Source organism: Mesorhizobium sp. LNHC221B00, from assembly GCF_000502935.1.
GTDB classification, from domain to species: domain Bacteria; phylum Pseudomonadota; class Alphaproteobacteria; order Rhizobiales; family Rhizobiaceae; genus Mesorhizobium; species Mesorhizobium opportunistum.
In genome coordinates, this window is sequence record NZ_AYWR01000022.1 from 34630 (window position 1) to 61059 (window position 26430).

Below are 26430 nucleotides of genomic sequence, written 5' to 3' on the forward strand. Positions count from 1 at the left end.
CACCACCGGGGAGGACCTGCGATGAGGCGTGTCGTCGTCACCGGCCTTGGGTTGTTGTCACCGTTCGGCATGGGCTTCGAGCACAGCTGGAAGGAACTTCTGACCGGCCGCAGCGCCGCCAAGCGCATCACCGAGTTCGAGGTGGAGGATCTTGCCTGCAAGATCGCCCACGTCGTTCCGCGTGGCGACGGCAGCAATGCCACCTTCAATCCCGAGGCCGTGCTCGAGCCGAAGGAACTGCGCAAGATCGGCGACTTCATCCTGTACGGGATTGCCGCCGCCGACGAGGCGCTGAAGGATTCCGGCTGGGAACCCAAAACCCATGAAGAGCAGTGCGCCACCGGCGTTCTGATAGGTTCCGGCATCGGTGGTATCGAGGGCATCGCCGAGAACGCGATGATCCTCAAGGAGCGCGGTCCGCGCCGCATCAGCCCTTTCTTCATCCCCGGCCAGATCATCAATCTGGTCTCCGGCCAGGTTTCGATCCGGCACGGGCTGAAGGGCCCGAACCATGCCGTCGTCACTGCCTGCTCGACCGGCGCGCACGCCATCGGCGACGCTGCCCGGCTGATCATGTGGGGCGATGCCGACGTCATGGTCGCCGGCGGTGCCGAAGCGCCGGTGACGCGGCTGTCGATCGCCGGCTTCGCCGCATGCCGGGCGCTGTCGACCGAGCACAATGATACGCCACAGACTGCATCGCGCCCCTACGACCGCGACCGTGACGGCTTCGTCATGGGCGAGGGCGCCGGCGTCGTCGTGCTGGAGGAGCTGGAGCACGCCAAGGCGCGCGGCGCCAAGATCTATGCCGAGGTTACCGGCTATGGCCTGACCGGCGATGCCCATCACATCACCGCGCCCGCCGAGGACGGTGACGGCGCCTTCCGTTGCATGACGGCGGCCCTGAACCGGGCCAAGCTGACGCCTGCCGATGTCGATTACATCAACGCCCACGGCACCTCGACCATGGCCGACACGATCGAGCTCGGCGCCGTCGAGCGGCTTGTCGGCAATGCCGCGTCCAAGATTTCGATGTCGTCGACCAAATCGTCGATCGGCCATCTCCTGGGGGCGGCGGGCGCCGCCGAAGCGATCTTCTCGATCCTCGCGATCAGGGACAATGTCGCACCGGCGACCATCAACCTCGACAACCCCGAACGCGAAACCGCGATCGACCTGGTGCCGAACAAGCCTCGCTCCCGCCAGATCGACGTCGCGCTGTCCAATTCCTTTGGCTTCGGCGGCACCAACGCATCGCTCGTGTTCCAGCGCTACAATGGCTGATCGTCCGGTTGCCGGGCGATGCTTTGACGTATCGTCAATTTTGCCATATTCGCCCCTACTCTGCCGCAGGGGATTCGTTGAGAGATCAAACGGTAGGGCGAAATGAACACAAATCCGGCAGGCAACGGAGAATTCGGGCAACGACCGGCGAGCACTGGGCCGATCGTGCCGAAGACAGCCAGCGAAGCCTTGCGGCCTGAAGCCGGAACACCGCCGCCGAAGCGCTCGCGCGCTTCTCGCAGCCAGGTCGTCGTGTTCATGAACTTCGTCATCTCCTCGGTGATGCTGATGGTGCTGGCGGCGGGCGTGGCGGTCTACTTCGGCAAGCAGGAATTCACCGAACCGGGCCCCTCGGCCAATGGCGACACTTTCCTGGTCAAGCCGAACACCGGCGTCCAGGATATCGCCGACCAGCTCGAGCGCCGCGGACTGATCAGCGACGCCCGTATCTTCCGGCTTGGCGTGCGTGCCTTCGGCAACGATTCCGCGCTCAAGGCCGGTGAATACGAGGTCAAGCCCAGGGCATCCATGCGCGACATCATGGAGCTTTTGAAGAGCGGCAAGTCGGTGATGTACTCACTGACGATTCCGGAAGGATTGACTGTCGAGCAGGCTCTGCAGCGTATCGCTGGCGAGCCCGCCTTGAGCGGCGACATGCCGGCCAAGACGCCTCCCGAGGGCAGCCTGGCCACCGACACGCTGCGTTTCACGCGGGGTGCGACGCGCCAGCAGATGATCGACAAGTTGCTGGGCGATCAGAAGAAGCTGGTCGACGAGGTATGGCAGCGGCGTGCGCCGGACCTGCCGCTGTCGAACGTCGACGAGTTCGTCACCCTGGCCTCGATCGTCGAGAAGGAAACCGGCAAGGGTGACGAGCGTTCACGGGTGGCCGCGGTCTTCCTGAACCGGCTGGCCAAGGGCATGCGCCTGCAATCCGATCCAACCATCATCTATGGTCTGTTCGGCGGCAAGGGCAAGCCGGTGGACCGGCCGATCTACCAGTCCGACATCCAGAAGCAGACGCCTTACAACACCTATCTGATCAGCGGCCTGCCGCCGACGCCCATCGCCAATCCGGGGCGTGCGGCACTTGAGGCCGTGGCCAATCCATCGAAGACCGACGATCTCTATTTCGTTGCCGATGGCACTGGCGGTCACGTTTTTGCCGCGACGCTGGACGAGCACAATGAAAACGTCGCCCGCTATCGTGCGTTGCAGAAGAAGCAGGCCGAAGAGGCGGCCAAGGCCGCTGCGGCCGCTGGTGCCAGCGGCGATACCGACAAACCTGCTGACGCCATCGACGGTGGCGACGCCGGCGGCGATGCGGGCGCCGCCCAGTAAGACGAAGAAGGCTGGAAGGGCGACAGCCCCGACATTTGAAGCAACGCCACGCGTCCGATTTCAACGTCCCGCGGCGTGATCATTTTTAAGCAGCATTTGCCCTGTCCGGAATGATTTCGGGGCAATGCGCCAGGGGTGTGCAGGCGACATGAATTTGCAGAGCATGACCGGATTTGCCCGTGCCGTCGCCGAGCATGAAGGGACCTCGGTCGCCTGGGAGGTCAAGTCCGTCAACGGCAAGAGCGTCGAGGTGCGGCTGCGGCTGCCGCAAGGATTCGAGCGGCTGGAGCCGGCGGTCAGGCAAACGCTGCAGAAGCGTTTCGCCCGGGGCAATTTCCAGGCGACGCTGACCATCGGCCGTGCCGCCGGCACGCAGGCGCAGCCGATTGTCAACGAGGCGTTCCTGAAGGATCTGGCGGGGCTTGCCAAGCGGCTGCAGGAGCAATTCGGCGTTGCTCCGGCGACGGCCGACGGCCTGCTTTCGCTGCGTGGCGTGCTCGATATTCCCGAAACTATCGAAACCGAAGAAGCGCGCGCCGCGCTCGATACTGCCATCATGGCGGCGCTAGACGTGGCATTGAAGGGGCTCGAACAGGCGCGGCAGGGCGAGGGTGCTGCACTGGCGCTGCTTTTGTCCGGCCATATCGATGCCATCGAGGCCTTGACGTTGCGCGCCGAGGCGGATCCGTCGCGCGATGCGGCGGCGATCCGCGAACGCATCGCCGAGCAGGTCAGGCTGCTGATGGACCCGTCCGCCAATCTGGATGCGAGCCGGCTGCACATGGAAGCGGCGTTTCTTGCCACCAAGGCCGACATTCGCGAAGAGATCGACCGGTTGAAAACGCATGTCGCGTCTGGCCGGGCGCTGATCGAGGGCGGCGGCGCCGTCGGCCGCAAGCTCGATTTTCTGGCACAGGAATTTAACCGCGAATCGAATACGCTGTGTTCGAAGTCGAACGCGGCGGCCGTCACCGCGATCGGGCTGGAACTGAAGGCCGTGGTCGACCAGTTTCGTGAACAGGTCCAAAATCTGGAGTAGCCGATGGTTGCCAAGGAACCGATGGTTGCCAGGGATTTGGGCTCCCGCATTCGTCGCCGGGGGCTGATGCTCGTCCTGTCGTCGCCGTCCGGCGCCGGCAAGTCGACCATCGCGCGCAACCTTCTGGAAAGCGACTCCAGCCTCGAACTGTCGGTCTCGGTCACCACAAGGCCGCGTCGCGGCAGCGAGATCGAAGGCGTTCACTACCATTTCCGCACGATGCGCGACTTCGAACGGTTGCGCGATTCCGATGCGCTGCTCGAGTGGGCCGAGGTGCATGGCAACTGCTATGCGACACCGCGCGAACCCGCCGAACTGGCGCTGGCGCAAGGTCGCGACATGCTTTTCGACATCGATTGGCAAGGCGCCCAGCAGCTCAAGGAGAAGATGCGCGCCGATATCGTCTCGATCTTCATCCTGCCGCCGTCGATGAAGGAATTGAAGGCACGCCTGAAGCGCCGCGCCGAGGACCAGGAAGCGGTGATCGAGACGCGGCTCAAGAACGCCCGCAACGAGATCGAGCACTGGAAGGAATATGATTTCGTCATCGTCAATGACGATCTGGATCGCGCCTTCGCCGAAGTGCGCGGCATCGTCGTCGCCGAGCGGCTAAGGCGCGATCGCCGGCCTGGTCTGTTCGATTTCGTCTCTGGCCTGTTGGACGAGAAGACCGGCTGACCGGTTTCAGGATGCCACGCCGTCGACCAGGATCAGATTGCGGCTGAGCGCGGCGTCGCGCACGTCCAGTGCAGCCGCATACTCAGCCGAAGCGTACCAACGCCTGGCCCGTTCCATGTCAGGAAATTCGACGACGATCAGCGGCCCGGGATGCCACTTGCCTTCCAGCGCCTCCACCTGGCCGCCACGCACCAGATAGCGCCCGCCGTGCTGTGCGATGGAGGCAGCGGCACGGGTTCGATAGATATCGATCGCCTCTTCGTCGCGGATGGTGACATCGGAAATGATGTAGGCGGGCATTTAGTTTTCCAGCATGTTTGCCAGATTATCTATGCCGTGAGCGAGGCGTTTCCAGGCCTGCCGGTGCTATACCAAATTGGTCAGCCGCACGAACTCCTCGACGCTGAGCGTTTCGGCACGGCGGGTCGGATCGATGCCTGCGCGCTCGAGCAGGGTCTCGCCGCCGAGACTTTTCACGCTCTGCCGCAACATCTTCCGGCGTTGGCCGAAAGCGGCTTCCGTGACGCGGCCGAGTTTTTTCACGTCGGCGGGCAGGGGTGTCGCGCGCGGCTCCAGGTGCACCACCGAAGAGGTGACCTTGGGCGGCGGCGTGAATGCCTGGGGCGGCACGTCGAAGGCGATCCTGGCCTGGGTACGCCAGCCGGCCAGCACGCCAAGCCTGCCATAGGCATCGCTGCCGGGCGCGGCGACGATGCGCTGGGCCACCTCACGCTGGAACATCAGCGTCATCGAGGCATAGAAGGGCGGCCAGTCCGTGACCGTCAGCCAGCGGATCAGCAACTCGGTGCCTATGTTGTAGGGCAGATTGGCCACGATCTTCGTCGGCCCGCCGGCGGCGAGCGCGGCAAAGTCCGTTTTCAGCGCGTCGCCGGCAATAATCTCCAGCCGGCCCGGATAATGTTCCGAAATCTCGGCCAACGCCGCCAGGCAGCGTTCGTCGCGCTCGATGGCAATGACCCGTCGGGCGCCGTTGAAAAGCAGCGCCCTTGTCAGGCCGCCTGGCCCCGGCCCAACCTCGATTATCGTGGTGTTTGTCAGGTCGCCCGCGGCACGCGCGATCTTGCTGGTTAGATTGAGGTCGAGCAGGAAATTCTGGCCGAGCGCCTTTTTCGCCTGCAGCTCATGGCGCTCGATGACGTCGCGCAGCGGCGGCAACCCGTCGATGCTCATGCCGGAAAGCCAGAAGGGGGAGAACTCATGCGGCCGCGGCCCTTGCGTCGGTGTCAGCCAGCTTCCTGGCCAGCTTCAACGCAGCGATCAGGCTGTCGGGGCGCGCAATGCCCTTGCCGACGATGTCGAAGGCGGTGCCATGGTCGGGCGAGGTGCGGATGAAGGGCAGGCCGAGCGTGACGTTGACCGCCTCGTCGAAGGCCAATGCCTTGGCCGGGATCAAAGCCTGGTCGTGATACATGCACAGCGCCGCGTCGTAGCCCGCCCGCGCCCGGGGATGGAACAATGTGTCGGCCGGCAGGGGGCCGAAAGCGTCGATGCCCTCGGCGCGCAGGATATCGACGGCCGGGCGCACGATACGCTCGTCCTCCAGGCCCATGGAGCCGCCTTCGCCGGCATGCGGATTGAGGCCGGCAATGGCAAGCCTCGGCCTGGCGATGCCGAACCGGCTGGCGAGGTCGGCGGCGGTAATGCGTGCGGTGGCTACGATCAACTCGGTGGTCAGGGCCTTCGGCACCTCGGCCAGCGCGATGTGGATGGTGACGGGGACCGTGCGCAGGTCAGGGCCCGCCAGCATCATCACCGGCAGCGCCTCGACGCCGGTGTGCCGGGCCGCCAGATGCGCCAGATATTCGGTATGGCCGGGAAAGCGGAATCCGGCATCGTAGAGCGGCTTCTTGGCGATGGGGCACGTGACGACGGCGGCGGCGTCACCGGCAAGGCAGGCAGCGACAGCGCGATCGATGGCTTCGACGGTGCCGGCTGCATTGGCCGGATCCGGCCGGCCCGGACTGTCGACGCAGCGCGCCGTCAGCGGAACGATCGGCAGGGCCTGGGCGAATGCCTGTGTCGATTGCGCGGGCGTTGTCTCGATGATCGGCACCGACAGGCCGAGCTGGCCTGCCCGCGCGGCGATCAGTGCCGGATCGGCAAGCAGATAGAAGGCAGGCACGCCAAGAGCTTCACGCGCCATGAAGGCGGCGATGGCGATTTCGGGGCCGATGCCGGATGGATCGCCGGCGCTCAACGCCAGCGCGGTCACCGCATCGTCCACGTCAGCGCCATTCACGTCAGCGCCACTCACGTTAGCGCTTGACGATGTGGGCTTTCGCCTTCAACTCTTCGACATATTTCTTGCTGAGCTCGTCGGCATTCTTGTCGCTGGAGCCTTCGCTCTGGAACACCATCTGCGCGGTCTTGTCGTCGGACACTTCACGCGATGAGCAGATGCCGATGAACTCGACGCCGCGCTCGGTCTCGCGCGTGACGGTGGCGCCGCCGACCTTGGTCGCCTTGATCTGCTCGGCCCAGTCCGGCGGCAATTGCGGCGCCAGCACCCGGCCCAGGTCGCGAACGGTGACGTCGATCAAGCCCTTGGCGAACTCGCGCGTCGTGGTGCAGCCGTTGAAACGGGCGCGCATGGCGTCGGCCTCACGCTTGCGCTTGGCCAGCGTGGCGCTGCGCTCGGACGCCGGCACGACGAAGATGACCTGCTGCAGCATGTATTCGGTGGCGCTTGGCTTGGCGCCACCCTTGTCGAGCATGCGCCTGACCGCATCCTGCTCGGTCACGCTGCCGCCCTCACCGGAACGGTAGCGCGCGCTCAAGGCCTGGTTCCAGGCCATCTGGGCGCGGATGAACTCCTTGAAGTGGTCCTTGCCGACGCCGGATTTTTCCATGACGCCGTTAAGCTGGCTGAGTTGCATCTTGTTGCTGGTTGCAAAGCGCTGATAGGCCGCTTCGACCTGGGCGTCGCTGATGCGGATACCAAGCCGTCTGGCTTCCGCGAGGCGCAGCGTCTGGTCGATCATTTCCTGGGCGGCATCGCCCTTCTTGCGCTGCAGTTTCAGGAAGGCGGCACGATGCGCGATATCACCAGTGGTGATCGGTACGTTGTTGACGACGTATTTGATCTCACTGGCGAAAGCCGGCGGCATCATGACGGTCATCGACACGGATGTCGCCGCCACAAGCAGCGCAAACCCTGCTGAAAAGAGGTACTTCCTCATCGTTGGCATCCCAATTTTATCATCCCGGCTCCGCCCAATTTCGTCCTCATCCGGGTGCGAGAATCCGTGCCAGCCCTATGCGGCGAAACGATGTCGCCGACTACTGGATCGTGTCGATGGCGCTGGTCGACGAGCCGAAGTCGCCGAGCGTACGGAACGACAGGTTGAAGCCGATGCTCTGCGTCACCTCCCTGGTGTTCAGGTCGCGCGACTGCGAGTACGTCATCAAATAGGTGAAGCAGGAATCATTATAGGCAAAGCCCACGCCATCCTTGACCAGCAGGCTTTCCTGCAGGTCGTAGGTTCCCGTGCCGAAGACGCGCCAGTTCTCGGCAAGATGCGTCGAGGCACCCAGCGTGACTTCGTGACGGTCGGTCGTGAAACCATAGAGCGGCTGCGCCTGGATGAAGGCATATTTGGCGCTCAGGGATACCGGCAGCCCCGAATAGGCGGCCTTGAACTCGGCGCGGCGAATCTCGAAGGTCTGTTCGTCGAAGCGACCGCTGACCGAGGCCGCGAAACCATTCGGGCTGTTGATGCCAAACAGGCCGACATAGTCGGACTTGGTTTCCTGAAGACCCGAATAGGCGCCGACATTGACCAGATCCGGCGCCGCGAAGGAGTTCTCGCCGCCAATCTGATAGGACTGGCCGAAAATGGCGTTGGTGCCCCAGCCGTTCATATAGGAGCCGGAATAGCGGAAGCCGACATTGGCGTGCGAGCCGCCTTCCACACGGTCGTAACCGGAGAACTTGTCGCGTTCGAACAGGGTGGTCGCATCGAACACCATGCTCTGGGCGTCTTCGTTCGGAATGGCGAGGCCGCCGACATACTGTTCGTTCGGACGTACAAAGACCTGTGCCATCGGCTCGATGACATGGCTGGACCCGCTGGCCATCGAAAACAGCAGCGGCCAGCGCATCTCCAGCCCGGCGGTTGCCATGTAACGGGCAAATGACGAGCGCATATCGTCCTGCTCGCCCAAATTCGTCGCCATCTGGTTGACGGCGGCGAGCGAAGCCGATGACGCATTGAGATAGTCGACGTCGCCCTGCAGCGCCAGCAACGGCGTCAGCACCAGCCCGTCATCGGTAACGAATGACCGTTTCCACTCGGCCTCGGCGGTCAGGCGTCCGGATTCACCTTCGATGCCGCGCACGCGCTGGGTACCCGAGCCGGGCACGTAAGGCGTGAAGTAGGTTTGATCGAGTTCATCGCGACGGAGAACCCGCGCGTTGACATTGAGCGACAACTGGCCGCCGGCGACCGCCACGTCGGGGATGTTTGTATAGTCGAACGACGGCAGCACCCAGGGCTGCTGGTCGCTTCGCGCGGAGATATAGTTGTTGGGCGTGTTCTCCTGGACATCGAAGTGCATGGCGCGCACGTCGAAATAATTGCGGCCGTTGAGACCAGTCAGGTAAACCGTCGACTGGTGGACGGCGGCATTGTACTTGTCGATGTTGTAGGTGCTCGAGAAATTCTTGTCGGTCTGCAGCAGAACGTCCCAGCCGAAATTCCAGCGTTCGTTGATGGCGAACTTGCCCTGCGTGCCCATCATGCCGCGGAACTTGTTCGGATCGCCCGCCGCGCCCGAATCGATGTTGTGGCCGCCGGTCGAAGGGAAAGCGGCGCTATCAAGGAAGGCACCCGGGTCCTGCTGCTGGATCCCGGCGATCTTCAAACTGTATTCGCCGTTGTTGAAACGCTGGCGCCATTCGGCCTCTCCGAGGAAGCCCTGCTTGGTGTAGCCGCTTCCAGACACCGTCAAGTCATAGGTCGGCGACAGTGCGAAATAATAGGGAACCTTGACGCTGTAACCCAGGTGGCTGTTGTAGCTGATGCTGGGGATCAGGAAGCCGCTCTTGCGCTTGACCGTCGGGTCGGCAATCTCGAACGCCGGCAGGTAGGCGAGCGGGAAGCCAAAGAACTCGAAATTCGCGTTCTCGAAGCGAACCGTCTTCTTCTCGCCGTTCCAGATGATCTTCCTGGCCTTCACGCGCCAGGTCGGCGCTTTGTTTGGCTTGTCCTCGCACGGCTCGCAGGCGGTGTAGACGCCATTGTGGAACGTGGTCAGCACGCCGCCCATGCGTTCGGCACTCTCGGCGGCGAAATAGGCCTTGTCGATGGTCTCGACGCGCAGCGCGTTGACGAAACCGTCGGCGAAATCGTCGGTTATGTCGATATGATCCGAATTGATCTTGGTGCCGTCGCTGTTGATGACTTCGACATTGCCGCTGGCGACCATCCGCTTGGTGTTGCGGTCGTATACGACTTTCTGGGCAACCAGGCGGTTGCCGCCATAATCGATCTGCACGCCACCGACGGCGGTCACGGTCTGGTTGTCGTTGTTGTAAACCAGCGTGTCGGCGGCCAGCAGCATTTGCGAGCCGGACGGAACCTTGGCCGCAACGTCACCGACCTCCTGCGCGACCGCAGGCAGCGGGACGGCGCAGGCAAACAAGCATGCCAAGGCGCTCGCCGCATAAAGGCGCGCCAAATGGGCCTGCCTGCTGCTGGGCAAAACCGCTTCCCTCACTAGCCGTCTTCCTTGTATAGCAGGAAAGTCACCCCGAAGAACATAGCTACCACGACCGGCACCCAGGCGGCTACGGCAGTCGGCACGAATCCCGCCACGCCGAATGCCTTCACCAGCACCGAAACGACATAAAGCAGAAAGCCGGCAACGACGCCACCCAGAATCATCGTTGCCGATTGTCCCATCCTCGCAAATCGCATTGAAACTGTTGCAGCAATCAGCGTCATGGCGACGAGGAGGAACGGCAACGCCACCAGCGAATCAAACTGCATGGCAAAGGCATTTGCCTTGAGGCCGAAGGAACGGGCAACCTCGATTTTTCCGGGCAGGTCGTAGAAAGGAATGGTTTCCGGGCGCGCCAGCCGCTCCTGCACGAATTCGGGCTTCAGATTGGTCGGCACGCGATCGTTCGCCGCGGACTGGATGACGCCGTTCCTGAAGGTCTTGACGTCCTGCAATTCCCAATAACCGTCCCGCAGGTAGGCACGCACCGCATCCTTGCGCTCGGCGATATTGCCTTGCTGGTCGAGGATGAAAAAGACGGCGTCGGACATCTCCAGGCCCTGGTTGAGGATAGCCCGCGCGCCGATGATGGTGTCGCCGGAACTGGTTTTTTGGCGAATCCAGGGCGCCGCGTCGGCCGAAACCGTGTTTGATTTTCCGGAGCGCAACTGGGTCTCGATCTGTTCGGACAAGGAGAAGGCGTGCGCGGCGAGCGGGTTGATGATCCCGACCGATACGACGCCGAACAGCAGCGCTCCGATGCAGCACGGCAAAAGGAATTGCCAGGCGGAGACGCCGGCCGAACGCGCAATGACCAGCTCATAGCGCCGGTTGAGCGATACCAGCGTCGCCATTGCCGAGAACAGGCCGACGAACGGCACCGTCTGCAGCATGATCATCGGCATCCGGAGGCCCGAAATGGCCATCGCCGTCCCATAGGTGAAGCCGGGCAAGCCGGTGGTACGGCCGGACAGCTCGGTGAAATCGATCAGGAACACCAGCGCCAGCAGGCCGAGGAAGAACCAGATCGTGATCGCCACGTAGCGGAAGAAGAAATATCGGCCCAGCGTCCAGCCCATCAGCCGACCCTCTGACCTGAAGTGTCGCGCCTGGACAAACGCAGTTTGAGGGAATTCCAGCCATCACCGATGCGGCTGGCCAGATTTGTCATCCAGTCCGCCCAGGCCACCGGCAATTCCATGGTCCGGTTGGAGACTATGAACCAGATCGCCACTGCCGAAGCCACGATGGGCACGCCATAGACCATATACCCGTATTGCGGGATCTCATCGGCCTTGCTTGCGGCAAAGAAGCCCAGCCAGCGCACGAACAGCGATATTGCAATGGCCGTGATCAGCGGATTGACGCGCGCCTCCCGGTGCGAGCGCGCGTCGCCCGCGACCGCCAGTGCGATCAATGCGAAGACCATGGAATAGGTCCACTCTGAAAACCTCTGGTCGATCTCGGCCCGGTACTCCTGTGGATTTTGCTGATAGTTCTTGTCGTTGGCGCTGGGATTGAGCAGGTATTGGGTGGTCTGGTCCTTCGGCAGCAGCGTTACTTGATTGGCCGCCGACATGAAGGCCGACATGTCAAAGGCATAGGAGGTGAACCGGATGACACTGAGGTCACCGGTCAGCGTTTTGCGATGGATGACGCCGTCATTCATCATCAGCACCTTTTCGCCGCCGCGTTCGATGATGCTGCCGGTCTTGGCATAATAGACGAGATTGACGCCTTCCTCGCGCGAATCGGCGACGAAGATGCCACCCAGCTTATTGTCGGGAAGCCGCTCGCCGATCTGCAGGAACAGCCCGTCCTCAATCTTTCGGAAGGTGCCTTCCTGGATGATCAGCGACAACAGGTCGGAGCGCGACTCCGCCACCAGGGCGCGGTTTTTCTGCCGCGCATAGGGATCGATGCCGTTGTCCACTGCGAAGGAAAAGACGCTTGCGGCCAGCGCCAGAAGCATGATCGGCCGCACGATCGTCCACCGCGAGGCGCCCGAGGCGTTGACGACCGCGAGCTCCGAATCCGAATTCATGACGCTGAGTGTCTGGGCGACAGCCACCACCAGAGCGAAGGGCACGACGATCGGGATGATCGAGGGCAGGATGAGGGATGCGACCTCGAAGAAGGTCAGGGCGGACTGGCCGCTGTCGGTGACCAGATCGATCTTGGCCAGCACCTGCGTCGTCCACACGATGGCCAGCGTCCAGACCAGCGCCGCCATGAAGACCACGAAAGCGCGGCGCATGATGTAGCGTTCAACGACCGTCATGAAGGCTTTACTCGGTTTTCTCGAACGGCATCATGCCACCAAACTAAGGGTAGCTGTCCGGCGACGACCGCACAACTGGCTCCGATGGGCTCGATCAGGCAGGCGATCCGGTTCCCGTCCCACCTCGCGTGCCGCTGTGGACCGGAGTGTCGGCGGCAATGGATAAGAAAGGGCGAACATCGATGGTTAACAACAGGTTGCGGCATGAAGCGGGGCCGTGCCGCGACGAATCGCCATCGATTCCATGTGTCATATGGGTAGCCATTTTGGCAAAGTCTTGCCAAATGCCGGAAAACGACCAAATGTCGCGGATTGCTTCAAACCGCTTCGCGCACAGTCAAACACTCCCCGAAAGCAGGACATGATGAACCCGAGACCGTCGATCGCCTTTGCAAAATTCGCCGCGCCCCAGACGGCGGCGAGCAGGAAAGGCACCGTCCTCGTGCTGTCGGCGGATGACGGCGGCTTGACCGAGGCGGCCAGGGCTTACGATCCCGGCAAGACGCTGGAGCGCGCATTCCCGGTGGCCGAGTTCACCGGCAAGTTCGCCGGCGTCGTCGAAATTCTGGCTCCGGAGGGATCCTCGCTCGACAGGTTGGTCGCGATCGGCGCCGGCAAGGCGTCGGGCCTCGACGAATATGCCTGGCTGAAACTCGGCGGCACCATTGGGGCGTCGCTGCGCAAGGCAACCGATGTGGCCGTGGTGCTCGACCTGGCCGGCGCCTCGCCCGATGGCAAGGATGCCGCCAGCCTTGCGGCCGGCATTCTCCTGCGCAGCTATTCCTTCGACAAGTACAAGACCAGGAAGGACAAGGATGACGCAAAGGCGGATCCCAGGAAGCCGGCCAAGGTGACCATCCACACCGCCGACCCGGCAGGCGCCAAGAAGGCCTTCGCGGATGCCGAGGCGGTGATCGACGGCGTGCTTCTGGCGCGCGACCTGGTCAACGAGCCGGCAAACGTGCTGGGACCGGTCGAGTTCGCTGCTCGCGCCAAGGAACTCGAGGCGCTCGGCGTCAAGGTCGAGATCCTGGCCGAGAAGGAGATGAAGAAGCTCGGCATGGGCTCGCTGCTTGGCGTCGCGCAAGGCTCGCCTCGCGGCGCCCGCATGGCCGTCATGCAGTGGAACGGCGGCAAGCCCAAGGACAGCCCTGTCGCCTTCGTCGGCAAGGGTGTCACCTTCGACACCGGCGGCAATTCGATCAAGCCGGCGTCGGGCATGGAAGACATGAAGGGCGACATGGGCGGTGCCGCTGCGGTCACCGGCCTGATGCATGCGCTGGCCGCCCGCAAGGCGAAGGCCAATGTCGTCGGCATCATCGGCTTGGTGGAAAACGCCGTCGACGGCCATGCCCAGCGCCCCGGCGACATTGTCACGTCCATGTCGGGGCAGACCATCGAGGTGCTCAATACCGACGCGGAAGGGCGCCTCGTGCTGGCCGACGCGCTGTGGTACTGCAACGACCGCTTCCAGCCGAAATTCATGGTCAATCTGGCGACGCTGACCGGCGCCATCATGGTCGCGCTCGGTGTGCATTACGCCGGCCTGTTCTCCAACAATGACGAGTTGGCGCAAAGGCTGACGGCGGCGGGCCAGTCGACGCAGGAGCGGCTGTGGCGCATGCCGCTCGGCGCCGAATACGACAAGCTGATCGATTCCAAAAACGCCGACATGAAGAACATCGGCGGCCGCTACGGCGGCGCGATCATCGCCGCGCAGTTCCTGCAGCGCTTCGTCAAGGACACGCCCTGGGCGCATCTCGACATCGCCGGCACGGCGATGGGCTCGCCGTCGAACGAGATCAACCAGTCGTGGGCCTCGGGCTTTGGCGTGCGGCTGCTCGACCGCCTGGTGCGCGATCATTACGAGAGCTGACCTCGATTCATGGCCGAAGTGCTGTTCTACCATCTGACCGAATCGACGCTGGAGGATGCGCTGCCGGGTCTGCTCGAGCGCAGCGTCGATCGCGGCTGGCGCGCCGTGGTGCAGACCGGCACCGAGGAGCGGCGCGACGCGCTAGACCAGCACCTGTGGACCTTCCGGGACGATTCGTTCCTGGCGCACGCGACCGATCGCGAGGCGTATCCCGGCGAACAGCCTATCCTGTTGACCACCGGCGACGGCAATCCCAACGAAGCCAAAATAAGGTTCCTTGTCGATGGCGCGGCGCCGCCCGACCTCAGCAGCTACGAGCGTGCCGTGTTCCTGTTCGACGGCCATGACGCCGCCCAAGTCGATGCGGCCCGGGCGCATTGGAAGACGATGAAGGACGCGGGCCACGCCGTGACCTATTGGCAGCAGACGCCGGACCGGCGCTGGGAGCGCAAGGCTTAGCCCCGCGGCTATTGCCCGCCCATTTCCTTCTTGAATGTCGCGAAATCGACCTGCATGCCATTGAAGATGGTGCTCCAGTGGCGGGTCAGCGCGGACATCGCCACCGCTTCCTGGATCTCCTCTTCGGTGGCGCCGGCTCGCTTGGCGTCCCGCGTGTCCGACCATATGCAGTAGTTGCACGGAATCTGCGCCGCCACCGCCAGTGAGATCAGCGACTTGACCTTTGGCGGCAGCGCCGTCTTGTCGCTGAGCTCGATGGCCTTGACCTCGGCCCAGGCACCGGGCAGACCGGCTTTTGGAAACTGCTTCACGAAGCTGGGCACGCCGCCCATGGTCGACTGGATATCCTTTATCGTCACATCACACTGGCGCCGTGGCGAGCGAGAAGATGCAGGCCGAAGGGGCGAGCGCCTGCGCCAACGCAAGCTAGTTGTCCGGCAAGGTGCGATTACAAGGTGACTGTCCGAATGCGCTTTCTGTTTGTCCTGATCCTGCTGGCCGGCGCCGGCGTCGGCGTCATCTATCCCTGGGCGATGACCAATTTTTCCGGCCGCGAGATTGGCATCTGGCGGGTCTATGAGCAGGGCCGCTTCAGGCCGCTGACCGTGCCACTGAAGAGCCGCGATGCACCGGTGCGGGTGCTTGTCGACCTGACCGCGAGGGCCGAACGCATCGTTTCACAGCAGCGTACGGTGCTGACGCTGACCGCGGCCACCAATGGGCGCACCGTGCTCGCCTCGACGCTGCAGTTCAACCACGTGGACAACCCGCGCCAGGCCAGTCCGCAACTGCCCGACAAGATCTTTCGCGACGAGGCCGGACTGATCCCGGCGGTCAGCACCGGTTCCTACCTCTTCACCGTCGGCCCGGGCGATGCCGAGGACATACCGATGCGGGCGGTCGACCTGATCTTGCGCTCCGGTGTCGGCGAAACCGACAGCCGTGCGCGGCCGGTCGGCTTCTCCCTGATGGCGGTCGGCTTGATCGGCCTCCTGCTGTCCCTGCGCTTCGGCGGCGGCCGGCCGGACAATCCGAACTCGCAGCCGCCACCGCCGCGCTGGGGCAGGGGGGCCACGTGAACTACCGTCACGCCTACCACGCCGGAAATTTTGCCGACGTCGTCAAGCATGTCGTGCTGACGCGCCTGCTCGAATACCTGAAGCAGAAGGACAAGGCGTTTCGCGTCGTCGATACCCATGCCGGCATTGGCCGCTACGATCTGTCGTCAGTCGAAGCCCAGAAGACCGGCGAATGGCAGGGCGGCATCGGCCGGCTGATCGACGCCTCGTTCGATGCCGGGGCGGCGGCGCTGCTGGCGCCCTACCTGGAGACGGTGCGGTCGCTCAATCCCGAGGGCGGTGTGAAGAAATATCCAGGCTCGCCGCTGCTCGCACGCAATCTCCTGCGCAAGCAGGACCGGTTGTCGGCGATCGAACTCCACCCCAAGGACGCCGCGAGGCTGAAGGCGGAATTCGCCGGCGATTTCCAGGTGAGGGTGATGGAACTCGACGGCTGGCTGGCGCTCGGGGCGCATGTGCCGCCGAAGGAAAAGCGCGGCCTGGTGCTCATCGATCCGCCATTCGAGGAAGCGGGCGAGTTCGCCCGCCTCGTCGACGGGCTCATAAGGGCGCACAAGCGCTGGCCTGGCGGCATCTACGCGCTGTGGTACCCGATCAAGGACCGCAAGGCGATCATCGCCTTCAGGAAAGCGCTGAAACAATCCGGCATCCCGAAAATCCTCGACATAGAATTCGAGATCAGGCCGGCTTCGTCGGAAGCCAGTCTCGACGGCAGCGGCATGGTGGTGGTCAATCCGCACTTCACGCTGGAAGCCGAATTGCGAACCGTGTTGCCGGCACTGCACAAATTGCTCGCCGTGGCAAAGCCGGCGCACTGGACGCTGGAATGGCTGGCCGGGGAATAGGTCGAGGTTTCGAACCGGGAAACCATTGTTTCGGCAACCGCTTGACCGACGCCAAGCGAATCCGCACAGTGCGCGCAATCGACCTTGAGAGGCTGTCATGACTCGCTTCGCCAAATCCGCACTTGCTGCCCTGATTTCGCTCTGCACTTCGCTCGCCGCGCCCCTCGGTGTCACCCAGGCTGTGCAGGCGGCCGACCTTGTCGGCGTCTATCCCGACGACGATGGCGGCGTCTGCGGCGAGCCCTGGGTGCTGAACAAGATCACCCACCGCTTCTCCTACCAGGTGCGTCATGTGCCGCACCTGCCGGATGTGCAGATCACCGATTTCCGGCGCATCCACCAGCACCGTTATCTGCCCGCCAACGACACCTGGCCGATCGGCCGCCGCTATTGCGGCGCCACCGTCAGCCTCTCCGACGGCCGCGACCGGACCATCTGGTACCTGATCGAGGAAGGGCAAGGCTTCGCTTCGATCGGCGACAATGTCGAATTCTGCGTTTCGGGCTTCGACCGCTGGATGGTCTACAACGGCCGCTGCCGCGTCCTGCGCTGAACGCAGCCTTCCTTTCGCGATCCCTTTTCGCGCCCGCAGCCTGATCGGCTACGGGCGCTTTCGCGTACTGTGTTGACAGGCAAAGCGATCCATCTCGCCATCGTTGCGCTCGGCGCCGTCTGCCCCGGCTACCACCCATGACGACAATGGACGTGCCGGTCGAACCGGGCGGCAGCAGCGCCACGATCGACAATGGATTGCATGCCATACTCGCCGTCGCGATGCTCGGTCCCCCTAGCGCGCCAGTTCACCCTGGCGGCCGGCGCGGTGCCTCCCGCCGTGACTCGGTTGGCATACCGTCGAGGCCGTGGTGATTGGCGGACGCGTCATGCTTGCCGGTCGCGCCCGCAAACTGTTGCGCACGCCAGGCATCGTGCGTCGCGTCAACCGCGCTGCTGGCGGCGTGATGATTGGCGCCGGCATCGCCGCGGTCGCCACACGCTGAAAGCGTATGCCGGCCGCGACCGATCGCCAATGATCTACGACGAGCGCCGCCGCGTTCTGCGCTGAGGACGATCCGCCGCCGGCTCCGCTTCATCGAGGACGGCCCGAAGCCAGGCGGCATGACTGCGAAAGGCGCGCCGCCCCATCGTCGTTGCCCAGACCCGCGTTTGCGGCCGCCGTTCGACGAAAAGCTTTTCGACATCGACGTAGCCGGCCCTTGCAAGCGTCTCGATGTGCGCGCCGAGATTGCCGTGCGTGGCTTCGACCATGTCCTTTAATCGGGTGAATTCAAGCGCTTCGCGCCTGTCCAGCGTGTGCAGGATGGCCATGATCCTGAGCCGCGTGCTTTGATGGATGACCTCGTCGGCGTTCATGAATTGGCTCCGGCATGACAAGGCCGCAGGTCATCGACGGCGATGCCGTCGCCATGGAGCGTCACCCCCGCGTTTCCCCGCAGCGACGGCGTCGTTTCCTCTTCTGCGATCGGCATCGAAACAGCCTTCTGTTCTTCGCAGAATACTCTGTCATGCAGAGTTATCTGTCAATCAGTCGAAAGGTGGGGCGATGGAATCAAGCTTGACAAGGTGATGGACAGATCGTCATCGCATTGCTCTTACGGTCCGCGTAGATCGTGCAGCCACCAAAGATGTTTGTATCGACGAAGCATTGGCTCGTGATGTTTGCGGCTGACGATCGATGCGCGAGGCTGGTTGTTGATCTTCGAAGCTTCACACCACGACTGGTCTCGCTGCATGCGAAGAATGCCGATATCAAATTGCTGGCGATGTCTGAAGATCAGCGGCGAATTTTTGCGATGACGAGTGAGATCGTGTGTCGATCTCAACCAAAATTTAAGCTGACGAAATCATACCATTGCTTCGCTGGCTAGCGAGCCGCGAGTCAGATATGCATTGCGCGCCGGGGTCATTCACGGCCATCGGCATAACGTGAAGGGGCATGACATGGCTAAGCAGTCATCTAAAGCGCCGGCATCCAAGGCACCGGCAAAGAAAGCACCCGCAAAAGCAGTCGCGGCGAAGGCCGCAACGGCAGTGAAAAAAGCAGCGCCTGCGAAGGCGGCGGCAAAGCCCGCAGCGAAGGCACCGGCGAAGAAGCCCGTGGCCAAGGCTGCGGCGAAACCGGCAGTGAAGAAGGCAGCGCCGGCCAAGGCAGCGGCAAAGCCGGCAGCCAAGGCAGCACCGGCGAAGAAGCCCGTGGCCAAGGCGGCGGCAAAACCCGCGGCCAAGGCGGCGGCAAAACCCGCGGCCAAGAAGCCGGCACCGGCGAAGAAGCCTGTGGCCAAGGCCGCGGCAAAGCCTGCTATGAAAGCCGCGGCAGCCTCGACCAAGCCCGCGGTGAAGAAAGCCGCGCCGAAGGCGAAGGCAGCGCCTGCGAAGGCGAAGGCTCCGGCCAAGAAGTAGACCGGCCGTTGGGGCGTCGCGCGTCCTTCGGGACTCGGCAAGGACGCTCTGACGCTCTGGATGAACTATCTCGGCAACGGCTTCGGCCCCGGTGGCTGAACGTCGGGGAAGGGCAGAGGGCAAGCAAAGCGAGGCGCCGGTTGGCTGCCTCGCTCGCCTGCCTGATTGTCTCCTTGCCGCGCTTGGCGGAGAGGGTCCCGATGCAATGCGCGGGACCTATGAAACGCGAACGCAGGTATGAGACCCATCAGCCTGCCGTCGACGTCCGCCCGCGTTTTCCAACGTGCCAATCCGTAGCTTGTCGAGATGCTTGGGGCAGGAACCGCAATCGGTTACTGGCTGCTATCTTTTCGCGTTCTGGCGGTTGATCGCAAGAACCTGTCACCCGACAGTGGATGTCTGCAAACAGGAAACCGATCATGCCGAAACTGCTCTACGCATCCACCTCTCCTTACAGCTCCAAGGTAAGGATGGCCGCGGCCTATGCCGGGATCGCGATCGAGCAGGTTCCGGTCAAGACCGAGGACCGGCCGGCCGACCTAATCGGCGCCAATCCGCTTGGCAAGATTCCGGTGCTGGTGCTCGACGACGGCCGTTCCATCCACGACAGCCGCGCCATCACCCAGCATCTCAACAGGATTTCGAAGAACGCGCTGTTCCCGCGCAATCCCGACAAGCGGTTGGAGGCCGAGGTGCTGGAGGCGCTGGCCGACGGCATTTGCGACTGCGCGCTGTCGATGGTCTATGAGCGCCGCACCCGGCCTGAGGAGATGGTCTATCAGCCCTGGCTCGATCGCCAGTGGGCGAAGATCACGGCTGCTCTCGATCAGCTCAATGCCAACCCGCCCAAACTGCCGAAGAAGATCACCGCCGGGCAGATGGCCTTGCGGGCCTGCCTTGGCTATCTCTCCTTGCGCTTTGCCGGGAAGTGGGAAAAGGGCCGTGGCCGGCTCACCCGCTGGGCCGCGCGCTTCGACGAAAAATTCCCGGAACTGAAACCTGCGGTTCCGGGCTGACGGGCGGGCTTGTCGTCGACAATGGAGATTAGCGAAGCCGAGGCGACGAACCAATCTCCCCCCTTGCGGGGAAGATCCCGGCAGGGCAGAGGGGTGCTGGCGCGGCGCAGCGTGGACAATAAAAAAGCCGGGCACGAGGCCCGGCTTTTTCGTGTCGTGGCTTGAACGACTTAGAACTTCATACCGAGGCCGAAGGTCACGCGGTTGTCGGTGGCCTTGACCTTGCCAATACCGCCGTCGAAGCTCTTGCTGCCGAAGTCGGTGTAGCGGTACTCGACGCGGCCGAACACGTTGTCGGTCAGCTTGATGTCGGTACCGACGCCGGCGGTCCAGCCGAGCATGGTGGCGGTATCGCTGGTGGCGAGGACGCTGTCCTCAACCTTCAGGCTTCTGCCGGCGAGACCGCCGGTGCCATAGAGCAGGATTTCCGGGGTCACAGCGTAGCCGAGACGGGCACGCAGCGAGCCTTCGAAGCCGCCCTTGGAGTGGATGCCGTTGTCGTCACCCTTGACGCCGTTATAGCCGAGTTCGGCTTCACCGCCGTACACGAAGTTCTCCTGCTGCCACTGATAGCCGCCGAAGACGCTGCCGACGAAGCCCTTGGTGTCGGTCGAAACGCCGAAATCCTTTTCCTTGGTACGGCCGCTGAAGCCATAACCAAGATTGATACCGGCATAGGGGCCGGCCCAGGAGGCGACGGGCAGTTCGGCAACTGGGGCGGGTGCCGGCGGCTCTTCCTGGACGACGTCTGCGGCATAGGCAGTTCCGCCGAGGGCGAAGAGCCCGAGCGCGACGGCCAGCGGCCGTGCGAATTTGAGATTGGCTTGCATTGTTCTTTACTCCTTAAGCCACAGGACACAGGCTTGTTTCTCACGATCGCCATCAACCCGTCCGGGGGGTGAAACGGATCTGGCGTTCGTCGGTTCCAAATGTCGTGTCAAAATGCGGCTGAACCGAACCTGAACTTGGGTCATTCCCCGGCACGAATGAGGCAGAACCTTGACGTTGCATCTTCGCAACAGCGAAATGTCAGCAGCCCGGTCATGTTGCGCTGCACACCGCTTGGTGCAAGGAGTCCAGCGCCCTATATTGGAGTGCTGCCGGCCTCGGGACACGGCGAGTCGGAATACCCGCCGGGCGGTTTCGCCACAATGCTGCCCCAGGTGCAAACGCTGTTTAACGGATGGCAGGCCATATTTTGCCGGGCACCGTTTTTCGTGCCGAAATTGAGGATTGACAGAAGATGAGCAAAGCCACCGCGGCGCTGGTGACCGGCGGGGCGAAACGGATCGGCAAGGCGATCGTCGAGGATCTCGCCGGCCATGGTTTTGCAGTCGCCATCCACTCCAACCGCTCGCACGACGAGGCGGACGCGTTGGCCGCGGCGATTAACCGGTCTGGCGGCCGCGCCGCCGTGGTCGCGGCGGACTTGACCGACATGGACGCCGTCAGCGACCTCGTCGGCCAGGCGGAAGCAGCGCTTGGCCCCATCTCGCTGCTGGTCAACAACGCGTCGCTCTTCGTCGACGATTCGGTTGAGGATTTCGACTGGCAGGCCTGGGACCGCCACTTTGCCATTCACGTGAAAACCCCCGCGCTGCTGGCGCGGAATTTCGCCCGCGCCTTGCCGGAAGGACGGGAGGGGCTGATCGTCAACATCATCGATCAGCGTGTCTGGCGGCCGACCCCGCGTTATTTTTCCTATGCGCTGTCGAAGTCGGCACTATGGACCCAGACCCAGATGCTGGCACAGGCGCTCGGCCCCCGCATCCGTGTCAACGCGATCGGTCCGGGCCCAACGCTGAAGAACCTGCGCCAGGACGATTCCGATTTCGATGCGCAGGTCGCCGGCCTGATCCTGAAGCGCGGCCCGGAATTGCCGGAATTTGGCGCCACTATCCGCTATCTCTGGGAGGCGCGCTCGGTCACCGGCCAGATGATCGCGCTTGATGGCGGCCAGCACCTTGCGTGGCAGACGCCCGATGTGACAGGCATGACGGAATGAGTCCTTTGGATAACAAGAACAAGGCGCGCGGCGGCGCTGAAGATCTTCCTCCCGAAATCGACATCGAGGACGAAGCGCTCGAGGAGATCGTCGAACCCGCCGGCCCGGACGTCGCCTTCACGGCGATAGACTGGACGCCGCATGCCGGCGACGCCGAAGGCATGGTCGGCGCCGAGGTGATCCAGACGCTGGTCAAGCGGCTGCCCAACGCGCCAGGCGTTTATCGCATGATGAACGCCGCCGGCGACGTGCTCTATGTCGGCAAGGCGCGCAGCCTGAAGAAGCGCGTCACCAACTACGCGCAAGGCAGGTTCCACACCAACCGCATCGGCCGCATGGTGCGCGAAACGTCGACGATGGAGTTCGTCGTCACCCGCACCGAGATCGAGGCGCTGCTGCTTGAAGCCAATCTTATCAAGCGCTTGCGGCCGCGATTCAACGTTCTGATGCGGGACGACAAGTCGTTTCCCTATATCCTTTTGACCGGCGACCATGTCTCGCCGGGCATCTACAAGCATCGCGGCGCGCGCTCGCGCAAGGGCGACTATTTCGGGCCCTTTGCCTCGGCGGGCGCTGTCGGCCGCACCATCAATTCGCTGCAGCGCGCCTTCCTGCTGCGCAGCTGCACCAACTCCTTCTACGAGAACCGGACGCGGCCCTGCCTGCTCTACCAGATCAAGCGCTGCGCCGGTCCGTGTACGGGAGAAATCTCGCATGAGGGCTATGCCGAACTGGTCGAGGAGGCGAAGGATTTTCTCTCCGGCCGCAGCCAGAAGGTGAAGACCGAGATTTCGGCCGCCATGCAGCAGGCTTCGGAAGATCTCGATTTCGAGCGCGCCGCCATCTATCGCGACCGGCTGGCCGCGCTGTCGCACGTGCAGAGCCATCAGGGCATCAACCCGGCGACGGTCGACGAGGCCGACGTCTTCGCCATCCACCAGGAGGGCGGCCAGGTCTGCATCCAGGTGTTCTTCTTCCGCACCGGCCAGAACTGGGGCAACCGCGCCTATTTCCCGAAGGCCGATCCGGCGCTGGAAGGATCGGAAGTGCTGGGCTCCTTCCTGGCGCAGTTCTATGACGACAAGCCGACGCCGCGCGCCATTCTTCTGTCGCAGACTGTCGAGGACCAGCAACTGTTGGCGGAGGCGCTGTCGACCCGGGCCGGCCGCAAGGTGGCGATTTCGGTGCCGCAGCGCGGCGAGAAGAAGGATCTGACCGACAATGCCTTGCAGAATGCGCGCGAGGCGCTTGGCCGCCGGCTGGCCGAAACCTCGACGCAAGGCCGGTTGCTTGCCGGTTTCGCCGAGACATTCGGCCTGGCCAAACCACCCGTGCGCATCGAGGTCTACGACAACTCGCATATCATGGGCACGAATGCGGTCGGCGCCATGGTTGTAGCAGGGCCGGAAGGCTTTGTGAAAAACCAGTACCGGAAATTCAACATCCGCTCGACCGAGATCACGCCGGGTGACGATTTCGGCATGATGCGCGAAGTGATGGAGCGGCGCTTTTCGCGGCTGCTCAAGGAACATGGCGATGTCAAACCGGATGACGTTGCGACAGCAGGTGACGATATCGAAGACGATATCTCCGGCAGCTTCCCGGCATGGCCCGACGTCATCCTGATCGATGGCGGTCAGGGCCAGATGACAGCGGTGCGCAAGATCCTCTCGGATCTCGGCATCGAGGACCGCGTCGTGGCCATCGGCATCGCCAAGGGGCAGGACCGCGATGCCGGGCGCGAGCGCTTCTTCGTCAAGGGCAGGGACTCGTTTTCGCTGCCCGTGCGCGACCCCGTGCTCTATTTCGTCCAGCGCCTGCGCGACGAGGTCCACCGCTTCGCCATCGGTTCGCACCGGGCCCGCCGCAAGAAGGAAATGGTCAAGAGCCCGCTCGACGAGATCAGCGGCATCGGCCCGGGCCGCAAGCGCGCTCTGCTGTTGCATTTCGGCACCGCCAAGGCGGTCAGCCGTGCCGCCATCGAGGATCTGAGGAAGGTCGACGGTATTTCCGAACAGGTGGCGAAACTGGTCTACCATCACTTCCATGAAAGTTGAAAATTCGGCACTTTCATCTGGCCAGTCGAATCTGGCCTGTTGACCCCCTACATTCGCTTCTGATTTGAGTACGCAGGCAGAAAGAGTCTCCCAGACATGGCCCAGCGCGCGTTCAACCTGCCCAACATGCTCACCTACGCCCGCATCATCGCGGTGCCGCTGGTCGTGCTGTGCTTTTTTCTCGAGGGGCATCTGAAGTCGAGCGACTTCGCCCGCTGGTCGGCGCTGGTCATATTCCTGCTGGCCTCCATCACCGATTACTTCGACGGCTATTTCGCACGCGCCTGGCAGCAGACCTCCAACATCGGCAAGATGCTAGATCCGATCGCCGACAAACTGCTGGTCGCCACCTGTCTCCTGCTCTTGGCGGCCGACACCGACCGCCATGCGGGTATCGCCGGCTGGTCGCTGTGGGCGGCGATCATCATCCTGTGTCGCGAGATCCTGGTTTCGGGCCTGCGCGAATATCTGGCGGCACTCAAGGTCTCGGTGCCGGTGACGCAGCTTGCCAAGTGGAAGACCACCATCCAGATGGTCGCCATCGCCTTCCTGCTGGCGGGGCCGGCCGGCGACAAGATCTTCCCGCTGACCACGCAGACCGGCCTCGTGCTGTTGTGGATCGCCGCACTCGTGACGCTTTACACCGGCTATGACTATTTCCGTGCCGGCCTCAAACACATCATGGACGAGTGAGATGCGGCTCATCTATTTCGCCTGGGTCCGCGAGCGGATCGGCACATCGGAGGAAGACGTCGAATTGCCCGACGGCATCGACACTGTCGCCGACCTGTTGCGCTGGCTGCAGTCGCGCGGCGAGGGCTACGAGCAGGCGCTGCAGTTTCCCGACGTGATCCGCGTTGCCATCAACCAGGAGCATGTGGATCACCGCGAGAAAATATCCGGCGCGCGTGAGATCGCGCTGTTCCCGCCGATGACCGGGGGCTGACACATGTCTGCCGCCGTGTTGCCGACGGTGCGCATTCAGCGCCAGGATTTCGACGTTGCCGCCGAGATCGCCGCATTGACACAAGGCCGCGCCGACATTGGCGCCGTGGTCACCTTTTCCGGCCTCTGCCGCGACGAGCAAGGTGCGCTCTCAGCGCTTGAGCTCGAGCACTATCCCGGCATGGCGGAGGCCGAAATCGGCCGTATCGCGGCCGAGGCTGTCGAACGTTGGCCGCTGCAAGGCCTCACCGTCATCCACCGCCATGGCAAGATCGCGCCGGGAGAGAACATCGTGCTGGTGGTGGCCGCGTCGGCGCATCGCCAGGCCGCGTTCGAGGCGGCCGATTTCCTCATGGACTATCTCAAGTCGCGCGCACCCTTCTGGAAGAAGGAGCACCGCGCCGATGGTTCCGAGGGCGGCTGGGTCGAGGCCAAGGAAACCGACGCCCGGGCGGCGGGACGCTGGAAGTCGCCGGAATAAATCCCGCAGCAGTCATGCCCGCAGCAGTCATGCCCGCAGCAGTCATGCCCCGCAGCAGTCATGCATTGACCGCATTCCTTTGGCCAATTGGCGGAAGTCATGGGCAAGGGAGATGGTCATGCTGGACAGGCTCGCGGAATTCCTCGTCTTCGGTTTCGTGCCTCTGGTGGTCGGCATCCTGGCGGTGCCGGAGCTGTCCGTGGCCGCCGAGAAGGCGGTGAGGGGCGAGGTGATCTATCGCGAGCGCATCGCCTTGCCGCCCAATGCCGTGCTCTCCGTCCAGCTTGCCGATGTCTCGTTGGCCGACGCGCCCGCCAGGATCATCGGCGAGCAGAGGATCAAGCCGGCCGGCCAGGTGCCGATCAGTTTCGAGATCAAATTGACCCCTCCGTCATCCAGCCGCGGATGACCTGCGCGCTGCAGGCCCGGATTACCGTCGACGACAGGCTGATGTTCATCTCCGATGTGCGCCATCAGCTCGATCCGCTGACCGACGCGCCGCAAACCATCCTGCTCAAGATGGTCACGCAGCGCGCCGAGCCGAAAGCTTCCGTCTTTGGCCAACTGTGGGTCGTCGATTATGTCGATGGCATCGGCGCCGTCGCCGCGCCGCAAGCGACCTTCCAGGTCAGCGAGGCCGGCAAGGCAGGCGGCAGCGGCCCCTGCAACAGCTATTTCGCCACCGCCAAGATAGAGGGCGAGGCGATCACGATCAGCGGCATCGGCTCGACCTACAAGGCCTGTGCGCCGGAGGTGATGGCAGAGGAAAAGGCACTGTTCGACGCCCTGGCCAGGGCGGCGTCATACAATGTCGAAGCCGGCAAACTCACCATATCAGACAAGGTCGGCCGCGAAATCCTGCGCTTCAGCGCCGCGAGCTGATT

28 protein-coding genes and 2 pseudogenes are annotated in these 26430 nt (G+C 63.4%); 19 read left to right on the forward strand and 11 right to left on the reverse strand.

All coding sequences use genetic code 11. The annotated features are described in order from the left end of the window. Nucleotides 1-21: 21 nt before the first annotated feature. The gene (gene fabF, locus X741_RS143350) at nt 22-1284 is read left to right on the forward strand and encodes a beta-ketoacyl-ACP synthase II (protein WP_013896299.1); all 1263 of its coding nucleotides are present in this window, start codon (nt 22-24) and stop codon (nt 1282-1284) included. On the opposite strand, the gene X741_RS1000000171145 is transcribed toward fabF, so the two are convergent. Then, on the reverse strand, nt 1272-1544 hold the full coding sequence (locus tag X741_RS1000000171145; protein WP_245272771.1) for a hypothetical protein: 273 nt from the start codon (nt 1542-1544) through the stop codon (nt 1272-1274). The two genes, fabF and X741_RS1000000171145, sit on opposite strands and share 13 nt — an antisense overlap. Here X741_RS1000000171145 and mltG point away from each other — a divergent pair. The 3 genes from mltG to gmk all read left to right on the forward strand — a co-directional run bounded on the left by mltG (nt 1543) and on the right by gmk (nt 4342). After that, nucleotides 1543-2625 carry an endolytic transglycosylase MltG gene (gene mltG / locus X741_RS143345; protein WP_245272772.1) on the forward strand — a complete coding sequence of 361 codons (1083 nt, stop codon included), beginning with the start codon at nt 1543-1545 and terminating at the stop codon, nt 2623-2625. The genes X741_RS1000000171145 and mltG overlap by 2 nt on opposite strands. 148 nt (nt 2626-2773) lie before the next feature. Then, a complete protein-coding gene (locus tag X741_RS143340) occupies nt 2774-3664 on the forward strand; it encodes a YicC/YloC family endoribonuclease (protein ID WP_023779659.1) in 891 nt (296 codons plus the stop codon). A 21-nt stretch (nt 3665-3685) separates the two neighbouring features. Beyond that, nucleotides 3686-4342, forward strand: a complete 657-nt coding sequence (gmk, locus tag X741_RS143335; protein WP_049802478.1) for a guanylate kinase — start codon at nt 3686-3688, stop codon at nt 4340-4342. 6 nt (nt 4343-4348) lie between these two features. Here gmk and X741_RS143330 read toward each other — a convergent pair whose 3' ends face one another. From X741_RS143330 to lptF, 7 genes are all read right to left on the reverse strand, one after another. Continuing rightward, nucleotides 4349-4642, reverse strand: coding sequence for a DUF1330 domain-containing protein (locus X741_RS143330; RefSeq protein WP_023779661.1), 294 nt, complete (start codon nt 4640-4642; stop codon nt 4349-4351). Between the two features lie 66 nt (nt 4643-4708). Next, on the reverse strand, nt 4709-5533 hold the full coding sequence (rsmA, locus tag X741_RS143325) for a 16S rRNA (adenine(1518)-N(6)/adenine(1519)-N(6))-dimethyltransferase RsmA (RefSeq protein ID WP_023779662.1): 825 nt from the start codon (nt 5531-5533) through the stop codon (nt 4709-4711). A gap of 25 nt (nt 5534-5558) precedes the next feature. Beyond that, entirely contained in the window at nt 5559-6587 is a 1029-nt protein-coding gene (gene pdxA / locus X741_RS143320) for a 4-hydroxythreonine-4-phosphate dehydrogenase PdxA (RefSeq protein WP_031250371.1), read from the reverse strand. Nucleotides 6588-6618: 31 nt separating this feature from the next. Further along, nucleotides 6619-7551, reverse strand: coding sequence for a peptidylprolyl isomerase (locus X741_RS143315; protein WP_023768542.1), 933 nt, complete (start codon nt 7549-7551; stop codon nt 6619-6621). 91 nt (nt 7552-7642) lie between these two features. Next, nucleotides 7643-10081 (reverse strand): LPS-assembly protein LptD, encoded by a 2439-nt coding sequence (locus tag X741_RS143310; protein WP_023779665.1) that lies wholly within the window; start codon nt 10079-10081, stop codon nt 7643-7645. After that, a complete protein-coding gene (gene lptG, locus X741_RS143305) occupies nt 10081-11166 on the reverse strand; it encodes an LPS export ABC transporter permease LptG (protein WP_031250372.1) in 1086 nt (361 codons plus the stop codon). Before lptG ends, X741_RS143310 begins: the two co-directional genes overlap by 1 nt. After that, entirely contained in the window at nt 11163-12365 is a 1203-nt protein-coding gene (gene lptF, locus X741_RS143300; RefSeq protein ID WP_013896289.1) for an LPS export ABC transporter permease LptF, read from the reverse strand. The genes lptG and lptF overlap by 4 nt, the downstream gene beginning before the upstream one ends. A 364-nt stretch (nt 12366-12729) precedes the next feature. Between lptF and X741_RS143295 the strand changes: the two genes are divergently transcribed. Together X741_RS143295 and X741_RS143290 are read left to right on the forward strand one after the other, a co-directional pair. After that, entirely contained in the window at nt 12730-14241 is a 1512-nt protein-coding gene (locus tag X741_RS143295) for a leucyl aminopeptidase (RefSeq protein WP_031250373.1), read from the forward strand. 9 nt (nt 14242-14250) lie between these two features. Then, a complete protein-coding gene (locus tag X741_RS143290; protein WP_023779667.1) occupies nt 14251-14700 on the forward strand; it encodes a DNA polymerase III subunit chi in 450 nt (149 codons plus the stop codon). Between the two features lie 8 nt (nt 14701-14708). On the opposite strand, the gene X741_RS143285 is transcribed toward X741_RS143290, so the two are convergent. Then, entirely contained in the window at nt 14709-15059 is a 351-nt protein-coding gene (locus tag X741_RS143285; RefSeq protein ID WP_245264319.1) for a carboxymuconolactone decarboxylase family protein, read from the reverse strand. 108 nt (nt 15060-15167) lie between these two features. Between X741_RS143285 and X741_RS143280 the strand changes: the two genes are divergently transcribed. The 4 genes and pseudogenes from X741_RS143280 to X741_RS1000000168960 form a co-directional block, all read left to right on the forward strand. Continuing rightward, entirely contained in the window at nt 15168-15779 is a 612-nt protein-coding gene (locus X741_RS143280; protein WP_023779669.1) for a hypothetical protein, read from the forward strand. Continuing rightward, nucleotides 15776-16624 carry a 23S rRNA (adenine(2030)-N(6))-methyltransferase RlmJ gene (locus tag X741_RS143275; protein ID WP_023779670.1) on the forward strand — a complete coding sequence of 283 codons (849 nt, stop codon included), beginning with the start codon at nt 15776-15778 and terminating at the stop codon, nt 16622-16624. The genes X741_RS143280 and X741_RS143275 overlap by 4 nt, the downstream gene beginning before the upstream one ends. 97 nt (nt 16625-16721) lie before the next feature. After that, nucleotides 16722-17177 (forward strand): hypothetical protein, encoded by a 456-nt coding sequence (locus X741_RS143270; RefSeq protein WP_023779671.1) that lies wholly within the window; start codon nt 16722-16724, stop codon nt 17175-17177. Between the two features lie 298 nt (nt 17178-17475). Further along, nucleotides 17476-17622 (forward strand): annotated as a pseudogene (locus X741_RS1000000168960) (LysE family translocator); the annotation flags it as partial. A gap of 34 nt (nt 17623-17656) precedes the next feature. Here X741_RS1000000168960 and X741_RS143265 read toward each other — a convergent pair. Next, nucleotides 17657-17995 carry a transcriptional regulator gene (locus X741_RS143265; RefSeq protein ID WP_023779673.1) on the reverse strand — a complete coding sequence of 113 codons (339 nt, stop codon included), beginning with the start codon at nt 17993-17995 and terminating at the stop codon, nt 17657-17659. A 678-nt stretch (nt 17996-18673) separates the two neighbouring features. Between X741_RS143265 and X741_RS1000000168965 the strand changes: the two genes are divergently transcribed. Further along, nucleotides 18674-19042: a hypothetical protein gene (locus X741_RS1000000168965; protein WP_198024001.1), complete on the forward strand. Its 369-nt coding sequence runs from the start codon at nt 18674-18676 to the stop codon at nt 19040-19042. A gap of 419 nt (nt 19043-19461) precedes the next feature. Then, nucleotides 19462-20058: a glutathione S-transferase gene (locus X741_RS143260; protein ID WP_031250376.1), complete on the forward strand. Its 597-nt coding sequence runs from the start codon at nt 19462-19464 to the stop codon at nt 20056-20058. 170 nt (nt 20059-20228) lie between these two features. On the opposite strand, the gene X741_RS143255 is transcribed toward X741_RS143260, so the two are convergent. After that, nucleotides 20229-20888: an outer membrane protein gene (locus X741_RS143255; protein ID WP_023768528.1), complete on the reverse strand. Its 660-nt coding sequence runs from the start codon at nt 20886-20888 to the stop codon at nt 20229-20231. A gap of 413 nt (nt 20889-21301) precedes the next feature. On the opposite strand from X741_RS143255, the gene X741_RS143250 reads away from it, so the two are divergent. The 7 genes and pseudogenes from X741_RS143250 to X741_RS1000000171155 all read left to right on the forward strand — a co-directional run bounded on the left by X741_RS143250 (nt 21302) and on the right by X741_RS1000000171155 (nt 26428). Next, complete coding sequence (locus X741_RS143250; RefSeq protein ID WP_023779677.1) at nt 21302-22063, forward strand: SDR family oxidoreductase; 762 nt, start codon at nt 21302-21304, stop codon at nt 22061-22063. Next, nucleotides 22060-24120, forward strand: coding sequence for an excinuclease ABC subunit UvrC (gene uvrC, locus X741_RS143245; RefSeq protein ID WP_031250377.1), 2061 nt, complete (start codon nt 22060-22062; stop codon nt 24118-24120). The genes X741_RS143250 and uvrC overlap by 4 nt, the downstream gene beginning before the upstream one ends. Nucleotides 24121-24216: 96 nt before the next feature. Further along, nucleotides 24217-24813: a CDP-diacylglycerol--glycerol-3-phosphate 3-phosphatidyltransferase gene (gene pgsA, locus X741_RS143240; protein WP_013896263.1), complete on the forward strand. Its 597-nt coding sequence runs from the start codon at nt 24217-24219 to the stop codon at nt 24811-24813. Between the two features lies 1 nt (nt 24814). Beyond that, nucleotides 24815-25066, forward strand: coding sequence for a molybdopterin converting factor subunit 1 (gene moaD, locus X741_RS143235; RefSeq protein ID WP_013896262.1), 252 nt, complete (start codon nt 24815-24817; stop codon nt 25064-25066). A gap of 3 nt (nt 25067-25069) precedes the next feature. Next, nucleotides 25070-25546, forward strand: coding sequence for a molybdenum cofactor biosynthesis protein MoaE (locus X741_RS143230; RefSeq protein ID WP_023779679.1), 477 nt, complete (start codon nt 25070-25072; stop codon nt 25544-25546). A gap of 118 nt (nt 25547-25664) precedes the next feature. Next, nucleotides 25665-25966 (forward strand): annotated as a pseudogene (locus X741_RS1000000171150) (YbaY family lipoprotein); the annotation flags it as partial. 99 nt (nt 25967-26065) lie between these two features. Then, nucleotides 26066-26428, forward strand: a complete 363-nt coding sequence (locus X741_RS1000000171155) for an META domain-containing protein (protein WP_245272774.1) — start codon at nt 26066-26068, stop codon at nt 26426-26428. The last annotated feature ends 2 nt before the right edge of the window (nt 26429-26430 follow it).

What these genes read in the sequence shown, in the direction of transcription:
- X741_RS1000000171155 (WP_245272774.1), top strand. Translation starts at nt 26,066, where the DNA reads ATGGTCACGCAGCGCGCCGAGCCGAAAGCTTCCGTCTTTGGCCAACTG.
- rsmA (WP_023779662.1), bottom strand. Translation starts at nt 5,533, where the DNA reads ATGAGCATCGACGGGTTGCCGCCGCTGCGCGACGTCATCGAGCGCCAT.
- X741_RS143270 (WP_023779671.1), top strand. Translation starts at nt 16,722, where the DNA reads ATGACTCGCTTCGCCAAATCCGCACTTGCTGCCCTGATTTCGCTCTGC.
- X741_RS143315 (WP_023768542.1), bottom strand. Translation starts at nt 7,551, where the DNA reads ATGCCAACGATGAGGAAGTACCTCTTTTCAGCAGGGTTTGCGCTGCTT.
- pgsA (WP_013896263.1), top strand. Translation starts at nt 24,217, where the DNA reads ATGGCCCAGCGCGCGTTCAACCTGCCCAACATGCTCACCTACGCCCGC.
- X741_RS143260 (WP_031250376.1), top strand. Translation starts at nt 19,462, where the DNA reads ATGCCGAAACTGCTCTACGCATCCACCTCTCCTTACAGCTCCAAGGTA.
- X741_RS143330 (WP_023779661.1), bottom strand. Translation starts at nt 4,642, where the DNA reads ATGCCCGCCTACATCATTTCCGATGTCACCATCCGCGACGAAGAGGCG.
- X741_RS143290 (WP_023779667.1), top strand. Translation starts at nt 14,251, where the DNA reads ATGGCCGAAGTGCTGTTCTACCATCTGACCGAATCGACGCTGGAGGAT.
- X741_RS143265 (WP_023779673.1), bottom strand. Translation starts at nt 17,995, where the DNA reads ATGAACGCCGACGAGGTCATCCATCAAAGCACGCGGCTCAGGATCATG.
- X741_RS143230 (WP_023779679.1), top strand. Translation starts at nt 25,070, where the DNA reads ATGTCTGCCGCCGTGTTGCCGACGGTGCGCATTCAGCGCCAGGATTTC.
- gmk (WP_049802478.1), top strand. Translation starts at nt 3,686, where the DNA reads ATGGTTGCCAGGGATTTGGGCTCCCGCATTCGTCGCCGGGGGCTGATG.
- lptF (WP_013896289.1), bottom strand. Translation starts at nt 12,365, where the DNA reads ATGACGGTCGTTGAACGCTACATCATGCGCCGCGCTTTCGTGGTCTTC.
- uvrC (WP_031250377.1), top strand. Translation starts at nt 22,060, where the DNA reads ATGAGTCCTTTGGATAACAAGAACAAGGCGCGCGGCGGCGCTGAAGAT.
- X741_RS143255 (WP_023768528.1), bottom strand. Translation starts at nt 20,888, where the DNA reads ATGCAAGCCAATCTCAAATTCGCACGGCCGCTGGCCGTCGCGCTCGGG.
- X741_RS143250 (WP_023779677.1), top strand. Translation starts at nt 21,302, where the DNA reads ATGAGCAAAGCCACCGCGGCGCTGGTGACCGGCGGGGCGAAACGGATC.
- mltG (WP_245272772.1), top strand. Translation starts at nt 1,543, where the DNA reads ATGAACTTCGTCATCTCCTCGGTGATGCTGATGGTGCTGGCGGCGGGC.
- moaD (WP_013896262.1), top strand. Translation starts at nt 24,815, where the DNA reads ATGCGGCTCATCTATTTCGCCTGGGTCCGCGAGCGGATCGGCACATCG.
- X741_RS143340 (WP_023779659.1), top strand. Translation starts at nt 2,774, where the DNA reads ATGAATTTGCAGAGCATGACCGGATTTGCCCGTGCCGTCGCCGAGCAT.
- X741_RS143280 (WP_023779669.1), top strand. Translation starts at nt 15,168, where the DNA reads ATGCGCTTTCTGTTTGTCCTGATCCTGCTGGCCGGCGCCGGCGTCGGC.
- fabF (WP_013896299.1), top strand. Translation starts at nt 22, where the DNA reads ATGAGGCGTGTCGTCGTCACCGGCCTTGGGTTGTTGTCACCGTTCGGC.
- X741_RS1000000171145 (WP_245272771.1), bottom strand. Translation starts at nt 1,544, where the DNA reads ATGAACACGACGACCTGGCTGCGAGAAGCGCGCGAGCGCTTCGGCGGC.
- X741_RS143295 (WP_031250373.1), top strand. Translation starts at nt 12,730, where the DNA reads ATGAACCCGAGACCGTCGATCGCCTTTGCAAAATTCGCCGCGCCCCAG.